The organism is Rhizobium sp. M1 (genome assembly GCF_002531805.1).
Classification (GTDB): domain Bacteria; phylum Pseudomonadota; class Alphaproteobacteria; order Rhizobiales; family Rhizobiaceae; genus Rhizobium; species Rhizobium etli_C.
This window is the reverse complement of record NZ_NWSW01000021.1, coordinates 98,026-112,706: the sequence shown is the minus strand read 5'-3', so window position 1 is coordinate 112,706 and position 14,681 is coordinate 98,026. Positions and strand designations below refer to the sequence as shown.

Sequence of the window (14,681 nt, the reverse complement as noted above, 5' to 3'; positions counted from 1 at the left end):
CATTTAGCGCCCGGCCGACAGGACGTCGGCCGGGCGCGCCTTTTTGTGGCTTACGCGCCGAGGATATGGTTGAAAGGGTCCATCCGATAAGTCATACTTTTGAAACAATGCGCACGGCATAAATTTGATATTTCATCAGCCATTTGGATTCCCATGCCGGAAAACGCATCCCCGAATTTTACCGCCCGATTTCAGGGGACAACGTTCGACGATATGGTCGAGGCTCTGACCAAGGGGTTCGGTTCGTTCGACGCATGGCGAAATGGTCGAGACAAACCACTCGACTGGAAAGTCGGGTTTTGGGGTGATGAAAGGTTGTCGCTGGTCAGCAACCAGGATTCCGGCGGCTGGGGTGCGAGAACGGCAGGTGGAACGCCGGAAACCCTGGCAATCATCGTTCCGCGCACGGGAGCTCTCGATGTCGCCTTTGGTCGGACCGTGGCCGAAGCAACACCCGGGCGGCTGTTGTTGACGAACAATCTTGAGCCGGAACGGGTTTCCGTACGGGCAGGACTTCACCGGTCAGACACACTCAGTCTGAGCTGGGCGATCATCGCTCAAACCGTCGCCGCCGTATTGGAGACGCCGCTGACCGGGGCATTGGACCTGGCGCCGGTCGTTGATCGTTCCACGGCGGCGGGACAGCTGATCGTCGGTCTCGCTCAAACGATGATCATCGGCATGCGCAACGATGGCCCACTGCTCCACTCGCCGATTGCCTTATCGAACCTGACCCAGGCATTTGCCGATCTGGTGGTGCGCTTGGTTCCTCATCGGCTCTCGCATCTTCTGGACAAGAAAATCCATCTGATCGCCCCACGGCATGTCCGTCGCGCAATTGAATTCATGCATGCGAACATTGCCCAGCCGTTGACGATGCAGAATGTCGCGGACGCCGCGGGCGTTTCCATTCGCGCTCTTGAGATCGGTTTTCGGGCCTTCAAGGCAACCACACCGTCGGCCTACCTCAGGACGATCCGTTTGCAGGCGGTCAGGGAGGATCTGCGCGATCCTTCAAACCGGCAGCCGTTGCGGGACATCTGTTTGAAGTGGGGGTTCTTCCACTTTGGCCGTTTTGCCGCAATCTATCGGGCGGCCTATGGAGAGAACCCGTCGGACACGAGAAGGCGATCCGGTCTATGAGGGCGCCGATCGGAGAGCCCGGCGGGTTTGCGCCAGGGCTGCATGTTGCAAGCCGGCCAGAGAAGGTCTAGCTCGCAAAGCGGCCGGCGTCGGCGCCGTAATAGTTCAGGTAGCGGTCGGAAATGCTGGAGATCGGCAGCACGATCAGCACGTCGGTCGTGTTGAAGGCATGATCGATGACGGCGCTGGAGCCGACCATCGCGCCGAGGCGCAGATAACCCTTGATGAGCGGCGGCAGGGCCATCAGCGCCCGCTTCGGGTTGACCGCCTCGACCGGCATCAGGTCCATGTTGCGAGCGAGATGCGGCAGCGCTCCGACGGCCCATTCGTCCTTCGCCAGCACATTATGGTAGAGGAAGGACAGGGCGAGCGCATGGCTTTCGAGATAGACGCCGGGGAACGAGGCGCAGCCGAACATGGCGCTCATGCCGTGCTTCAGCGCATAGGCCCAGTTGCCCTGCCATAGAAGCTCGACGGTGCGCTTGGTGCGGTATTCCGGCAGCACGCAGGAGCGGCCGAGCTCCATGAAGCGCTTGTCCGGATGCTTGGCGAGAAGCCCCTCGATCTCGAATTCGGAAGCCGAGTAAAAACCGCCATTGGCCATGGCGACATCCTGGCGCAACAGCCGATAGGTGCCGACGATCTGGTCTTCAGAATCGCCCTCGATCGCACGGTCGAGCACAAGAAGATGATCGCAGAAGGCATCATAGGCGTCGACATCACGCTGGCGGCGCATGGCGTCCAGCGGCAGCTGCGCTTTCATTTCGTCGACGAAGACGCGGTAGCGCACCGCCTGCGCGGCGTCGATCTCGCGCGCCGTGCGGGCAAGGCGCGTTTCCAGATTGCCGATGCGGCCAAGGATATCGCCGTCCTTCTGGACAGCAGCCGTCGACGGCCGTGCAGCCTCGGCTGTGACGTCACGATTGAGAATGTCGATGGAGGACATGGCGATTCTCCGGTTGCCGGCTTATCGACGCCATAAAACACTTCTGTACGACAGGAAAGTGACATATTGCATTTCCCGAGGCAAGACGCGTGCCGGTCCCCACGGGGCTCTATCGCGCCTCTGCGCGGCGGGCGGAAAGTGCGGCGACCGCCTGAACTTCGGTCAGCAGCCGCAGCGGGTCGACCGGCTTCACCATGACCCGGTTGGCGCCGTTGAGCAGGACCTGGCGGCGTGATTCGTCGCTCTTGTCGGCGGTCAGCACGATCACCGGCACGGGGGCAAGATCGAGCCGCCGTTCGTGGCCGCGCAGCCGTCCCAGCATGTCGATGCCATTGCCGCCCGGCATCGACAGATCGCTGATGATGATGTCGGGGCGGGCATCGGCCTCGCCGAGGGCGCAATCGAGCAGCGTCTCGAAATCTTCGACGTGGCGCACCTTGTGCCCGCCTTTTTCCAGGACGACGCGCACCAGCATGGCGTTGATCGGATCGTCCTCACCGAGCAGGATGCTGAGCCCGCTCGCCGCCACCCTCGCCTCCGCCACCGAAAGCCCGAAGCCCGGCTGGTTGTCGTTCAGCGCGTCGCGCTTTTCCATGCCGCGCATGCGCCCGCGCAGCACATCGATCAGCGACTGTTCGCGCAGCGGCCGGATGAGCCAGGCGTCGAACAGGTCGAGCGGATGGGCGCTGCGCTCTTCCGGGTTGACGAGCAGAACCTTGCGCAGGCCGAGCGCGGCGATTTCGGCGCGATCGGCAAGGTGAGTGGAAAATTCCGCCGACATGCGGTGGTCGACGATGATATCGGTCGGCCGGCCGCCGCCATTGGCCATGCCGAGCAGCTTTTCCCGCGCCGTCTCGCCGTCACCGACGAGATGGCAGATGCCGCCGAGCGCGGTGATGGTCTCGGCGATGGCGGTGCGCGCCGCCCCTGCCGGCGCCAAGAGCACGACGCTGTTGCCGGCAAGCAGCGTGTTTCGCCGGTCGGGCCGCTCGCTGCCGATATCGACGGGAAAGCGGATGGTGAATTCGCTGCCGAGGCCCTTTTCGCTGGCAACCGTCAATGCACCGCCGAATTCGCGCATGATGCGCGCCGAGATCGCAAGGCCGAGCCCGGTGCCGGCGCTCTTGTCGGCGACGGTGCCGCCCTGCTCGAACTCGCCGAAGACGCGCGCCTGCTCCTCCGCCGTCATGCCGGGGCCGCTATCGGCCACGGTGATCAACAGGTTGCCGGCGTCAAGCGAGACGCGGATGAAGACACCGCCGACCTGAGTGAACTTCACGGCGTTGCCGATGACGTTGAACAGAACCTGGCGCAGCCGCGCCGGATCGAAGCTCATTTGCTCCGGCACGTCGGATGACACGGTGGCGCCGATCTCGATACCCTTTTCATGCGCCCGGTGGGCGAGCATCTCGACGACGCTCTCGAGCAGCTTGCGCAGGGATTCGGAGCGTGGGTGCAGTTCGAAACGGCCGACCTCGATGGTGGAGAAATCGAGCAGATCTTCGACGAGCTGCGTCAGCGCGTGGCCGGATTGGCGGATATTCGCCAGATAATTCTGCTGTTCCTGCGTCAGCCGCGTCTCGGCGAGCAGATGCGTCATGCCGAGGATGCCGGAAAGCGGCGTGCGCACTTCGTGGCTGACGGTGGCGAGCAGCCTGGATTTGGCGGCGCTGTTATATTCGGCCTTCTGGCGGGCCTCCTCGCGGCTCTGCGCGATCAGCCGCTCTTCGGTGACGTCGCGGGCAACGCTCTGCAGCAACAGGCGGCCGTTCGCAGGATCGCGGGTGACGACGTCGCGCCAGACGAAAATGCGCTGGCCTTCCGGTGTCGAGATTTCGACATCGTAGCAATGCGGGATCGGACCGGGGCGGAAGGCGAGGCCGATCTCCTCGCAGCTGCGTCCTTCCGGATGCAGCCGTCCGGTCAGACGGCGAAACGTATCATTGGCGGAGATGATGCGCCGGTCCATGGTGCGGCCGACAGTGATGTCGCCGAGCACGTCGTGCACGTCGGCGAACAGCTTTGCGCCGTCGTTGCGCTCCGGCAGGGATTGGCGGCCGGGCGTGTTTGCCCCGCGCCGGCGGATCGTCAGGACGAGGTAACCGGCAAGCACCGCAAGGCCGAGAACGACAAGCCCGCCTGGCAGCAGCAGCGGATGGCCGGCATGGGCAAGCAGCATGAGGATCGTTGCGGCAAGGAGGCCGACGCCACTCAGCCAGTAGAACAGCAGGCGCCGTGTCGGGGCGGGCGCCTGGCGCCGATTGGCTTCCGCGGGTGCCCCCGCATGTGGTCGCGGGGAGGGTTGCCCCATCCGCTCCTGATGCGGCTTGGCGGCGGGTCCGCCGAAGGCGGCGGACAATCTTTCCTGCAACTGTCCCAGGTTGTGCATGCTATATGGCTAACATGAGGCCCCTTCCGAATGCCTTCAGGAATTCGATAAGATTTTAGCGGCCGGCCTTTTTCGGCAGCAGCAGCTCGTCGAGAATGACGCAGGCCGCGCCGATGGTGATGAAACTGTCGGCGAGATTGAAGACCGCGAAGGACCAGCTTTCGGTGTAAAAAAGGATGTAGTCGATCACATGCCCGTAGGCGAAGCGGTCGACCAGATTGCCGATCGCGCCGGCGATGATCAGCGCGTAACCGAGATGGGCGAGCCAGCGATCCTTGGCGGTGCGGTACCACAGCCAGATGACGAAGGCGACGATGATGAGCCGCATGCCGACGATGAACCAGCCGTCCATGCCCGACAGCATCGAAAAGGCGACGCCGAGATTATAGGTGCGGTAGAGCGCCAGCATCGGAAGAACAGGCACGGCTTCTTGCAGCGGCAGGTAATGGTCGACGGCGATCTTGACGATCTGGTCGATGAGAACGGCGGCGACGATGAAGAAGAGGATCGGCGCTGGGCGCGCAAAGAGCGCGGGACGTGCATGCGTCTGTTCGGTCATTTGCCCTCGGCAAGTGAGAGGAGATGGCGGCGCGCCTCGAAAAGCATGACGGCGGTGGCGACGGCGAGGTTCAAGGAATCGGCGCGGCCCTGCTGCGGAATGCGGGCAAGCGCGTCGGCCTCTTTGGCGAGTTGCTCGGGCAGGCCGGATTGCTCATTGCCCATCAAGAGCACGATGGGCTTCTTCCGGTAGTCGATCGTGCGGTAATCGACCGCGCCGGCAAGATGGGTGGCGACAATGGAAACGCCGGCCGATTTCCGCCAACCGAGGAATTCCTCCGGCGTTGCGCGTGCGACCGGCACGGCAAAGACCGAGCCCATGGTGGCGCGCACGGTCTCGAGCGAAAAGGGATCGGTTGCCTCTCCGACCAGAATGACGCCGGAAGCCCCGGCCGCATCCGCTGTGCGGATGATGGTGCCGAGATTGCCGGGGTCGCGCACGCGATCGAGCGCCACCCAGGTCTCGCCCTCCCTGGGCCGGATGTCTTTGAGCGGTTTCCAGCGCTGGTCGAAGATGCCGACGACCATCTGCGGGTTGTCGCGGCGGGTGATCGAGCCGATCACCTTTTCGCTGACTTCGAGCACCAGCCCGCCGGAGGCGACGGTCTTGGCCGCCATCTGCTCGACCAGCGGCTTGCCCTTGGCAGCCTTGGCGTAGACCAGCGTGCGGATCGTCCAGCCGAGTTCGATCGCATCGATGACGAGCTTCAGCCCTTCGGCGAGGAAAGTCCCGCTTTCCTCCCGCGACTTCTTGTTCGTCAGCGCCTTGATGTCCTTGATGATCGGATTGGCGAGCGAGGTGACTTCCTTCACCTGGCCGACCCGGCGCGGTCCCTGATCGTGGAAGTCCTTGCTCATTTGGGCACCCAGCGGGAAAAGAGGGAGGTGGAAAGGGCGCGGCCCGGCGTTTTGCCGTCGAGGCCGGCCTCGCGGATCACCAGTTCGCCGGATTCGACCGCGCCGCCGGCACCCCGCATCGTCTCGCGCATCAGCTCGTGGATCGAATAGAAGCTGGCGCGGATCGAATAGGCCGTCAGCACTAGGCCGGCCGCCTGCGGCGACAGGATCTCGCGGCAGACATCCAGCATCAACGGCAGGTGCTCGAAGAGATGCCAGACTTCGCCATTGGGGCCGCGGCCGAACTTCGGCGGATCGGTGAGGATGATGTCGTACTGGCTGCCGCGGCGCTCCTCGCGCAGGATGAATTTCATCGCATCTTCGCAGATCCAGCGGATCGGCAGCTTCTCCATGCGCCCAAGCGCCTGGTTTTCGCGCGCCCAGCCGATCGCCTTCTTCGACGCGTCGACATGGGTGACCTCGGCGCCGGCTGCGGCGGCGACCAGCGAGGCGACGCCGGTATAGCCGAAGAGGTTCAAGACTTTCAGCGGCCGGCCGGCTTTTTCGACCTGATCCTTCATCCAGCTCCAGTGGACGATCTGCTCGGGGAAGACGCCGACATGGCGGAAGGAGGTGAAGCGGCCGAGAAAATCGACGCCGAGCAAATTGAGCGGCCAGGTCTCGCCGAGTGCGGCCTTCGGGAAGCGCCAGCGGCCGGTGCCTTCTTCATCGGTATCGCCGGTGAAGACGGCGTCGACCTTCTCCCAGATTTGCGGCGCCAGTGAAGGCCGCCACAGCGCTTGGGCCTCCGGGCGAATGATGCGATAGGGGCCGTATTGCTCCAGCTTTTGGCCGTCGCCGCTGTCGATCAGGTGGAAATCGCCGGCGCCGAGCGATTCGAGAATGACAGGCACGCGTTCCGCCGGCCGCTCGCCGCTGCGCGTCGTCAGCGGACGCGCGGCTGCGACCGGCACTGCGCTCTCTCGCGCCGCCTCGCGGGCCGCCACAGACTGCGCAACCGGCCTCGCCGGCCGGCCGGCCCGATCGTCCCTGCGGCTTTCACCGGAGGGACCTGACGTTTTCTTCTGGCCCGGCCGGCGTTCTTTCTGTTTCAACGTGCTCTTCCGCGTCTCTGTCGGGCACAGCGCCCTTTGAATTATGCAGTAGCCCAGAAAAGCGTGCCGGATCAACTGCGCGCCGGCGGGGGCGTCTATTTCAAGTCGTCGGAGGCGAGCATGAAGGCATAGAAGCGCAGCGGACACGGGCCGCGGCTCAAGAGAGAGCCTCATCCTGAGGTACCCCGCAGGGGCCTCGAAGGACGAGGCGGGTGCGCTGACCTTGGATGAATGCAAGGAGCAGCTTTGCGGCGTGTCCTTCGAGGCTCCGCCCTATGGGCTGCGCGCCTCAGGATGAGGGATGTTGGAGCATGCCGTACGGTCAATTTCTCGCTGCGGCGCCAGCCCGCAGATAAACATTCCTCCGCCTTGGCAAAGCGCTTTGCCGTTGGGATAAGGTGAGCGAATCGGAGATGGGGCTATCGAATGGATTTCACCGGCGAAGAACGCATCGCGGCGCCGCGGGACATGGTCTGGGCGGCGCTCAACGATCCGGACATCATGCGCGGCTGCATTCCCGGCTGCCAGAGCATCGAGCGGCTGTCGCCCGACACCTTCGAGGCGACGATCAGGGTCAAGTTCAGCCTGCTGTCGGCCACCTTTCATGGACTGCTGACGCTTGCCAATGTCGATGCGCCCAAAAGCTATACGCTGTCGGCCGAAGGCAAGGGCGGCCTTGCCGGCTTTGCCAGGGGAGCCGCCGATGTCGTGCTCGAAGAGCGGGGCGGTGAGACGATCCTGCATTACCGGGCGAGGGCCGAACTCGGCGGCAAGCTCGCCCAGCTCGGCGCCCGCCTGCTCGATTCGACCTCGCAGAGGCTGGCCGAAGGCTTCTTTTCGGATTTCAACGCTGCCGTCGTCGCAAAAATGGCCGCCGATTAAGCGCCGAAGGCGTTGGCGGTGGGCTTGGCGCGGGCAGGAGCTTGGTTTAAGCCCTCATCATGACATGGACCATCAGGCCGCCGCGGGCGGAAGACCAGGACATGCTTGCGGAAATCTATCTTTCCGTGCGCCGCCAGACATTCGTCTGGGTCGATCCCGGCAAATTCCATCACGAGGATTTTGCCGCCCATACCAATGGCGAGACGATCCTCGTCTGCGAGCATGCCGATGGCGGGCTTGCCGGCTTCCTGTCGCTCTGGCCGGAAGACGATTTCATTCACATGCTTTACATCAGACCGGAATTCCAGGGCCTCGGCGCCGGCACGGCGCTGCTGCAGGCGCTGCCGGAATGGCCGCAGCATAAATACCGGCTGAAATGCCTGGTGAACAATCGGCGGGCGAAGGCCTTCTACCTTTCCCACGGTTTTGCAGTGACCGGCAACGGCGCCTCGCCGGAAGGCGATTATGAGGAGCTGAGCTTCTGTCCGGTTTGACGCGCCGGCAACGCTCTTACCGCGACGGCAGCTGGCCGGCGATATCCTCGGCGCGCGTCCTGTGGCGGTCGGCCTCACCCTGCCAGCGAATGGCTTCCTTGGCCTCGGTGCGTGCCCGCTTGCGGTGTTTGCCCTGGCTGAACCAGGTGGCGGCCGAGCCGATCAGCATGCCTGAAATCAGCGCGATGAAGAGGAAGACGAAGAAGGGGGCGGAGACCGCAAGCACCTGATCGTCAGGCCGGAACGGATTGAAGGCGAGCGTAACGCTCTGCCGGTTGGCAACGCAGAAGACGATGAGAATGACGCCGAGCGGCAGCAGAATCAAGAGGTTGACGATCTTCTTGGCCATTGGTGTCTCCATGCGTCGGACGGCGCCGCTCTCTTCGAATGGCGCGTTGTATCTACGCATCGGCCCGAAAATCGATTCCGATTTTCGGGCCGATGCGCTAGCAGAATAGGAAAACCGAGTTCAAGTTCAAGTGCGGTTTCGCCGCAGGCCGGTTGCGCCGCTCAATCCTCTTCGTCGGCCTGGCCGGGATTGAGCCGCTCGCGCAGTTCCTTGCCGGTCTTGAAGAAGGGAACCCACTTCTCCTCGACGAAGACGGTATCGCCGGTGCGCGGATTGCGGCCGGAGCGGGAAGGGCGGTTCTTGACCGAAAACGCGCCGAAACCGCGCAATTCGACGCGGTTGCCCGCAGCCAGTGCATCGGTGATCTCGTCGAGAACCGCGTTGACGATATTTTCGACGTCGCGATGATAGAGATGCGGGTTGCGTGCCGCAACAATCTGCACCAATTCGGACTTGATCACAGTCGCCCCCTTAAATTATTGATTTCTTATCAATCGTGGCCAACCTGCCAAACTGAAAGCAGCCCGTCAAGAAGCAACTTTGGGGGCAGGATTCCATTGATATCCTGGCCTTTGACGAGATCATCATAACCGAGGATCGTAATCAACCGCGTAACAGCCCCAGCGAGCAGAAACGGCGTGTTGCTCTTCTTGTCCCAGTCCACCATCGGCAGATCGGCGTCCACCCCGCGCGATTTAAGATAGGCACGGATTTCGGGCTCGCCGCCGATCGTATCGACGAGTTTCGCCTTGAGCGCCTGCCGGCCGGTATAGATCGTGCCGTCGGCGAGCTTCAGCACCTCCTCGCGCGGAAGCTTGCGCCGGTCGGCGACAAGGTCGACGAACCAGTTGTAGCTGTCGAGCACCATGTTGCGGATCATCGCCTTGGCTTCCTCACTCGCCTCGTGGAAGGGCGAGGGCTCGGCCTTCAGCGGTGAGGATTTGATCTCCTGCAGCGACACACCGATCTTGTCGAGCAGCGGCTGGATCTGCGGATACTGAAAGATGACGCCGATCGAGCCGGTGATCGAGCTGTCGCCGGCAATGATCGTATCGCCGGCAGTGGCAATCATGTAGCCGGCCGAGGCGGCAAGCGTGCGCACGTCCGAGACGACGGGCTTCTTGGCCGATATGGCCCGGATCGCCTTGAAGATTTTTTCGCCGCCATAGGTCGTGCCGCCGGGCGAGGAGATCGAAATCACCGCTGCCTTCACCTGATCGCTGGTCTCGACCTTCTTCAGCCGCTCCAGAAGCTCGTCGTCGTCGACGATCAGCCCGGATATCGTCACATGGGCAATATGCGGGCGCTCGGTTCCGGCACCGCCGAAGGCGAAGCCGTAGAAGGCCAGACCAAGCGCCACGACGAGGGCCACCGCGACGATGCGCCAGAAGCCGAGCTTGCGGCGCAGCCGCCGGCGATCGGCGATGATCGAACTGTCCATGAGATACCTCCAGCGCTGGCCCGGCGTCGGCACGGCGCCGATCGATCCGGTGAAATAGGTGGCAGCGGCGCGTACGAATGCCACTTTTTGATGTTTTTCCGTTTTGTTGCTTGTTGCAGAAAAAATTCCATATTGGCAAGCCAATGTAATAATGCGAAACGAACTGTGATTGGCGGCCGGCTTTGTTATAAGGCGCGGCAATCACCGCAGATGGAACGAGACCAATGCTCGACACCCTGAAGAACAACGGAAATGCCGCTTATGTGGGCTCCGGCAGGAGCGCCTATGGCGATGCGTTGTTCCATTCCGCCCGCGTGCGGCGGCTGAAGATCCTGCTGCCGGTGGCCGCTCTCATCGTCGCCGCTGGCCTCGCGGCGGTGGCGCTGGTCAGCATCTACCTGCCCGAAAACGTCAAGTTCGAAGGTGCCAAGATCGAGAACGGCAAGGTCGTGATGGAAAAGCCGGCGATCGCGGGCCGCAATTCCGACGGCATCAACTATTCGATGCTCGCTGAACGAGCGTTACAGGATATCCGCAATCCCGATCTCATCACGCTCGAGACCATCAAGGCCGCCGTGCCGATGAATGACGGCCTGATCGCCCGCGTCGTCGCCTCGACCGCCGATTACAACCGCGCCACCGACAATCTGCATATGACGGCCCCCTTCACCCTGGTGCTGAGCAGTGGCCTCAACGCGAAATTCCAGTCCGCCCGGCTCGACATCAAGGGCGGCAACATGCGCAGCGACGACCCCGTCACCATCACCAAGGACAATGCCTCCATTGTTGCGAAGACGCTTGAGATAACAGATAAGGGGCGGGTGATCACATTCGAGGGGAATGTTCGCATGAATGTCGATCCATCCACCATCCATAAACAGGGCACCTAACCAGCCGGGTCATCCATGACAAAAGATTGTCGCATTTCAGCTTGCAAGACGGGCGTAGCATTCATTGCCGGCGCGTTTGCCCTTATCCTGACGGCCTCGGGCGCCGGCGCGCAGCAGGCGACGGCCTCGATGTCGGGCATGAAGCTTTCCAACGACCAGCCGATCCAGATCGAAAGCGACAAGCTCGAGATCCATGACCAGGAGCACACCGCCCTCTTCACCGGCAACGTCAAGGTCGTCCAGGGGACGACGACGATGCAGTCCGGCAAGATGACCGTCTATTATAAGGACAAGGCGGCAAAGCCGGGCGCCGATGGGGCTCAGCCCGCCGCCCAGCCGGAAAAGTCTGCCTCGCTCGCATCGGGGAGTGCCGATATCGACAAGATCCTGGTGACCGACAAGGTCCTGCTGACCTCGGGCACGCAGACGGCGACCGCTGATGACGGCAATTTCGACATGGCCTCGCAGACATTCACCCTGACGGCGGATCAGGGCAATAAGGTTATCCTGTCGGACGGGCCGAACGTCTTTACCGGCTGCAAACTGACCGTTCACATGCAAACCGGCCAGGCGGAGCTTGAAAGCTGCGGCGGGCGTGTCCAGATTCAGCTCGATCCGAAATCGCAGCCGAATGCGCAGCAGCAGAAGCAGAACTGAGAAGCCGGCCTCCCACGTGAAATTAACATCGCTATCCACCATGTTCGGCCAGCCCGAGCCACAAGCTGCGGGTGCCGCCGACAAGAGTCGCTATCAGGGAACGCTGATCGCCCGTGGTCTGACGAAGACCTATGCGACGCGTCGCGTTGTCAACGGCGTCTCGCTGGTGGTGCGCCGTGGCGAGGCCGTCGGCCTGCTCGGTCCGAACGGTGCGGGCAAGACGACCTGTTTTTACATGATCACCGGCCTTGTGCCGGTGGATGAAGGCACCATCGAAATCGACGGCAACGACGTCACGGCCATGCCGATGTACCGCCGCTCCCGCCTCGGCGTCGGTTACCTGCCGCAGGAAGCCTCGATCTTTCGCGGGCTGACGGTGGAAGAAAATATCCGCGCCGTCCTCGAAGTGCATGTCAAGGACAAGGCCGAGCGCGAGCAGAAGCTGAACGAGCTGCTGGAGGAATTTCATATCCAGAAGCTCAGAAAGAGTGCCGCGGTCGCTCTTTCCGGCGGCGAGCGCCGCCGTCTCGAAATCGCCCGTGCGCTGGCGACCGACCCGACCTTCATGCTGCTCGACGAGCCCTTTGCCGGTGTCGACCCGATCTCGGTCGCCGACATCCAGAACCTCGTCCACCATCTGACCGCGCGCGGCATCGGTGTTCTCATCACCGACCATAATGTGCGCGAGACGCTCGGTCTCATCGACCGCGCCTACATCATTCATGCTGGCGAAGTGCTGACCCATGGCCGGGCGAACGATATCGTCAACAATCCGGAAGTGCGCCGGCTCTATCTCGGCGACAATTTCAGCCTCTGACGCCGGATCAGGCTGATTTTCGACCAAATCGGAATCCGTCATGCTCCCGTCGGCGCGGAAATTCACCTTGCCGCTTAGTTCCGCTTGACCAAATGAGATAAAAAAGCAATTTTTGGGCCAACTTGGTTTCCGTGGCCTGAGGCGTTAACTGGACGCGGTTTCCCGGAGGAATTGAGGGGAGTTTCGCGTCCGTCATGGCACTGTCCGCCAATCTTTTCCTGCGCCAGAGCCAGTCCCTGGTGATGACACCGCAACTGATGCAATCCATCCAGTTGCTGCAGATGACGCATTTCGAGCTCAGCCAGTTCATCGCCCAGGAAGTGGAAAAGAACCCGCTGCTCGAATTCCCATCGAATGACGGCGAGGGCGGCGACGACCGTGGTGCCGGTGAGGACGAGCAGTTTGGCCAGCCACCGGAGGATGCCGGCTCGGACGACGGCGCCGACAATCGCGCCGAGGCGCTCTCCAGCGACTGGTACGACAATGGCGGCAGCGAAAGCACCGGCCGGCTGAACGACGAGCTCGACGCCAATTATACCAATGTCTTTCCCGATGACGGCGCGCCGCAGCGCCTCGATGCGCCGGAACTTGTCGGCCAGTGGAAGTCGATGCCGGGCAGCGCCGAGGGCGCCGATTATGATCTCGACGATTTCGTCGCCGGCCAGCTGTCGCTGCGCGACCACCTCGCGCAGCAGATCCCCTTCATCCTGCCCGATATGACCGACCGGCTGATCGCGCAGAATTTCGTCGATCAGCTCGATGATGCCGGTTATCTGCAGACCGATCTCGTCGAGACCGGCGAGCGGCTCGGCACGAGCCTCGAACAGGTCGAACACGTGCTTGCCGCCCTGCAGACGCTCGATCCACCGGGGGTTTTCGCCCGCAGCCTCGCCGAATGCCTGGCGATCCAGCTCAGGCAGAAGGACCGCTACGACCCTGCCATGCAGGCGCTGGTCGACAATCTCGAACTGCTGGCGCGGCGCGATTTCGCCACGCTGAAGCGGCTCTGCGGCGTCGACGAGGAAGACCTTCTCGACATGCTCGGTGAGATCCGCCAGCTCAATCCGAAACCCGGCAGCGGTTTCGAGGTGGGTGTTTCCGAAGCGATCATGCCCGATGTCGTCGTCAGGCCGTCGGCAGACGGCGGCTGGCTGGTCGAGCTCAATCCGGATACGCTGCCGCGCGTGCTGGTCAACCAGTCGTATTTTTCGCGCGTGACCAGGAACGGTGAGGATCATGCCTTCCTGTCCGAGTGCCTGCAGAGCGCCAACTGGCTGACGCGCAGCTTGGACCAGCGGGCGAAAACCATCATGAAGGTGGCAAGCGAGATCGTCCGCCAGCAGGATGCCTTCCTGCTCAACGGCGTCGACCACCTGCGGCCGCTGAACCTGAAGACGGTCGCCGAGGCGATCAAGATGCACGAATCCACCGTCAGCCGCGTCACCTCGAACAAATACATGCTGACGCCGCGCGGCCTCTTCGAGCTTAAATATTTCTTCACCGTGTCGATCAGCGCCGTCGAAGGCGGCGACAGCCATTCGGCCGAGGCCGTGCGTCACAAGATCCGCGCCCTGATCATGCAGGAGAGCCCGGACGCGGTGCTCTCCGATGACGATATCGTCGATATGCTGAAGAAGGGCGGCATCGATCTCGCCCGTCGCACGGTGGCGAAATACCGGGAAGCGATGAACATCGCCTCCTCGGTCCAGCGCCGCCGCGAGAAGCGGGCGCTCGCCAAGGTCGCGGGCTTCTGACGCGGGTCTCATCCAGGCGCCGGGTTCGACCGCATCGCCAGCCATATCAGGTGTCACCACACCGCTCTCCGGCTAAATTTGGTGGACTTGTTGCACGGTGTTGATTCTATTGCGTATCAAACGTTTCTCAGCGCTTTAGACAATTCAATTGTCGCTCTAAGAGGTCGCCGCCCGCCACCAGCCAGGTCGAGCCGCGGACCTCGACCCCGGTAGGTCAGGGTGAGAGGCAGCCGTCGACGCCAACCGGACAGCAGTGGTGTCACTGCAATAATGATACCCGTAGGGCGGCACAGCTTAAGCGCGAAGCGTTGAAGGCCATCGAAGCGGTGATCGTCGGGAGCGCCTGTCGGCAAGGAATCCTCCGCACGTTCCCCGCGCATCGCCGCTGGCCATTTTCCGCCCTATTGAC

14 protein-coding genes and 1 pseudogene are annotated in these 14,681 nt (G+C 62.7%); 7 read left to right on the top strand and 8 right to left on the bottom strand.

Going from position 1 to position 14,681, the window contains the following annotated elements:
• The first annotated feature begins 153 nt into the window (after window positions 1-153).
• Window positions 154-1,143 carry a helix-turn-helix transcriptional regulator gene (locus CO655_RS21340; protein ID WP_097606855.1) on the top strand — a complete coding sequence of 330 codons (990 nt, stop codon included), beginning with the start codon at window positions 154-156 and terminating at the stop codon, window positions 1,141-1,143.
• A gap of 67 nt (window positions 1,144-1,210) precedes the next feature.
• Here the strand turns inward: CO655_RS21340 and CO655_RS21335 are convergent, their stop codons facing one another.
• From CO655_RS21335 to CO655_RS21315, 5 genes are all read right to left on the bottom strand, one after another.
• Complete coding sequence (locus CO655_RS21335; protein ID WP_097606856.1) at window positions 1,211-2,089, bottom strand: GNAT family N-acetyltransferase; 879 nt, start codon at window positions 2,087-2,089, stop codon at window positions 1,211-1,213.
• Between the two features lie 109 nt (window positions 2,090-2,198).
• Entirely contained in the window at window positions 2,199-4,478 is a 2,280-nt protein-coding gene (locus CO655_RS21330; RefSeq protein WP_097606857.1) for an ATP-binding protein, read from the bottom strand.
• Window positions 4,479-4,533: 55 nt separating this feature from the next.
• Window positions 4,534-5,037 carry a signal peptidase II gene (gene lspA, locus CO655_RS21325; RefSeq protein WP_097579524.1) on the bottom strand — a complete coding sequence of 168 codons (504 nt, stop codon included), beginning with the start codon at window positions 5,035-5,037 and terminating at the stop codon, window positions 4,534-4,536.
• The gene (locus CO655_RS21320) at window positions 5,034-5,894 is read right to left on the bottom strand and encodes an RNA methyltransferase (protein WP_097666399.1); all 861 of its coding nucleotides are present in this window, start codon (window positions 5,892-5,894) and stop codon (window positions 5,034-5,036) included. The genes lspA and CO655_RS21320 overlap by 4 nt, the downstream gene beginning before the upstream one ends.
• Window positions 5,891-6,988: a class I SAM-dependent methyltransferase gene (locus tag CO655_RS21315; RefSeq protein WP_097666397.1), complete on the bottom strand. Its 1,098-nt coding sequence runs from the start codon at window positions 6,986-6,988 to the stop codon at window positions 5,891-5,893. Before CO655_RS21315 ends, CO655_RS21320 begins: the two co-directional genes overlap by 4 nt.
• A 426-nt stretch (window positions 6,989-7,414) precedes the next feature.
• On the opposite strand from CO655_RS21315, the gene CO655_RS21310 reads away from it, so the two are divergent.
• Window positions 7,415-7,870, top strand: a complete 456-nt coding sequence (locus tag CO655_RS21310) for a carbon monoxide dehydrogenase subunit G (protein ID WP_097666395.1) — start codon at window positions 7,415-7,417, stop codon at window positions 7,868-7,870.
• A gap of 59 nt (window positions 7,871-7,929) precedes the next feature.
• Complete coding sequence (locus tag CO655_RS21305) at window positions 7,930-8,364, top strand: GNAT family N-acetyltransferase (RefSeq protein ID WP_097606861.1); 435 nt, start codon at window positions 7,930-7,932, stop codon at window positions 8,362-8,364.
• Between the two features lie 16 nt (window positions 8,365-8,380).
• On the opposite strand, the gene CO655_RS21300 is transcribed toward CO655_RS21305, so the two are convergent.
• From CO655_RS21300 to sppA, 3 genes are all read right to left on the bottom strand, one after another.
• Entirely contained in the window at window positions 8,381-8,713 is a 333-nt protein-coding gene (locus CO655_RS21300; protein ID WP_097666393.1) for a LapA family protein, read from the bottom strand.
• Window positions 8,714-8,874: 161 nt separating this feature from the next.
• Complete coding sequence (locus tag CO655_RS21295; RefSeq protein WP_003544934.1) at window positions 8,875-9,174, bottom strand: integration host factor subunit beta; 300 nt, start codon at window positions 9,172-9,174, stop codon at window positions 8,875-8,877.
• Window positions 9,175-9,203: 29 nt separating this feature from the next.
• A complete protein-coding gene (gene sppA, locus CO655_RS21290) occupies window positions 9,204-10,154 on the bottom strand; it encodes a signal peptide peptidase SppA (RefSeq protein WP_097666427.1) in 951 nt (316 codons plus the stop codon).
• Between the two features lie 224 nt (window positions 10,155-10,378).
• On the opposite strand from sppA, the gene lptC reads away from it, so the two are divergent.
• From lptC to rpoN, 4 genes and pseudogenes are all read left to right on the top strand, one after another.
• Entirely contained in the window at window positions 10,379-11,044 is a 666-nt protein-coding gene (gene lptC, locus CO655_RS21285; protein ID WP_064681350.1) for an LPS export ABC transporter periplasmic protein LptC, read from the top strand.
• 15 nt (window positions 11,045-11,059) lie between these two features.
• Window positions 11,060-11,701 carry an LptA/OstA family protein gene (locus tag CO655_RS21280; protein ID WP_097606864.1) on the top strand — a complete coding sequence of 214 codons (642 nt, stop codon included), beginning with the start codon at window positions 11,060-11,062 and terminating at the stop codon, window positions 11,699-11,701.
• 85 nt (window positions 11,702-11,786) lie between these two features.
• A pseudogene (lptB, locus tag CO655_RS21275) lies at window positions 11,787-12,518 on the top strand (LPS export ABC transporter ATP-binding protein); the annotation flags it as partial.
• 194 nt (window positions 12,519-12,712) lie between these two features.
• Window positions 12,713-14,272 carry an RNA polymerase factor sigma-54 gene (gene rpoN, locus CO655_RS21270; protein WP_097606866.1) on the top strand — a complete coding sequence of 520 codons (1,560 nt, stop codon included), beginning with the start codon at window positions 12,713-12,715 and terminating at the stop codon, window positions 14,270-14,272.
• Window positions 14,273-14,681 lie beyond the last annotated feature (409 nt).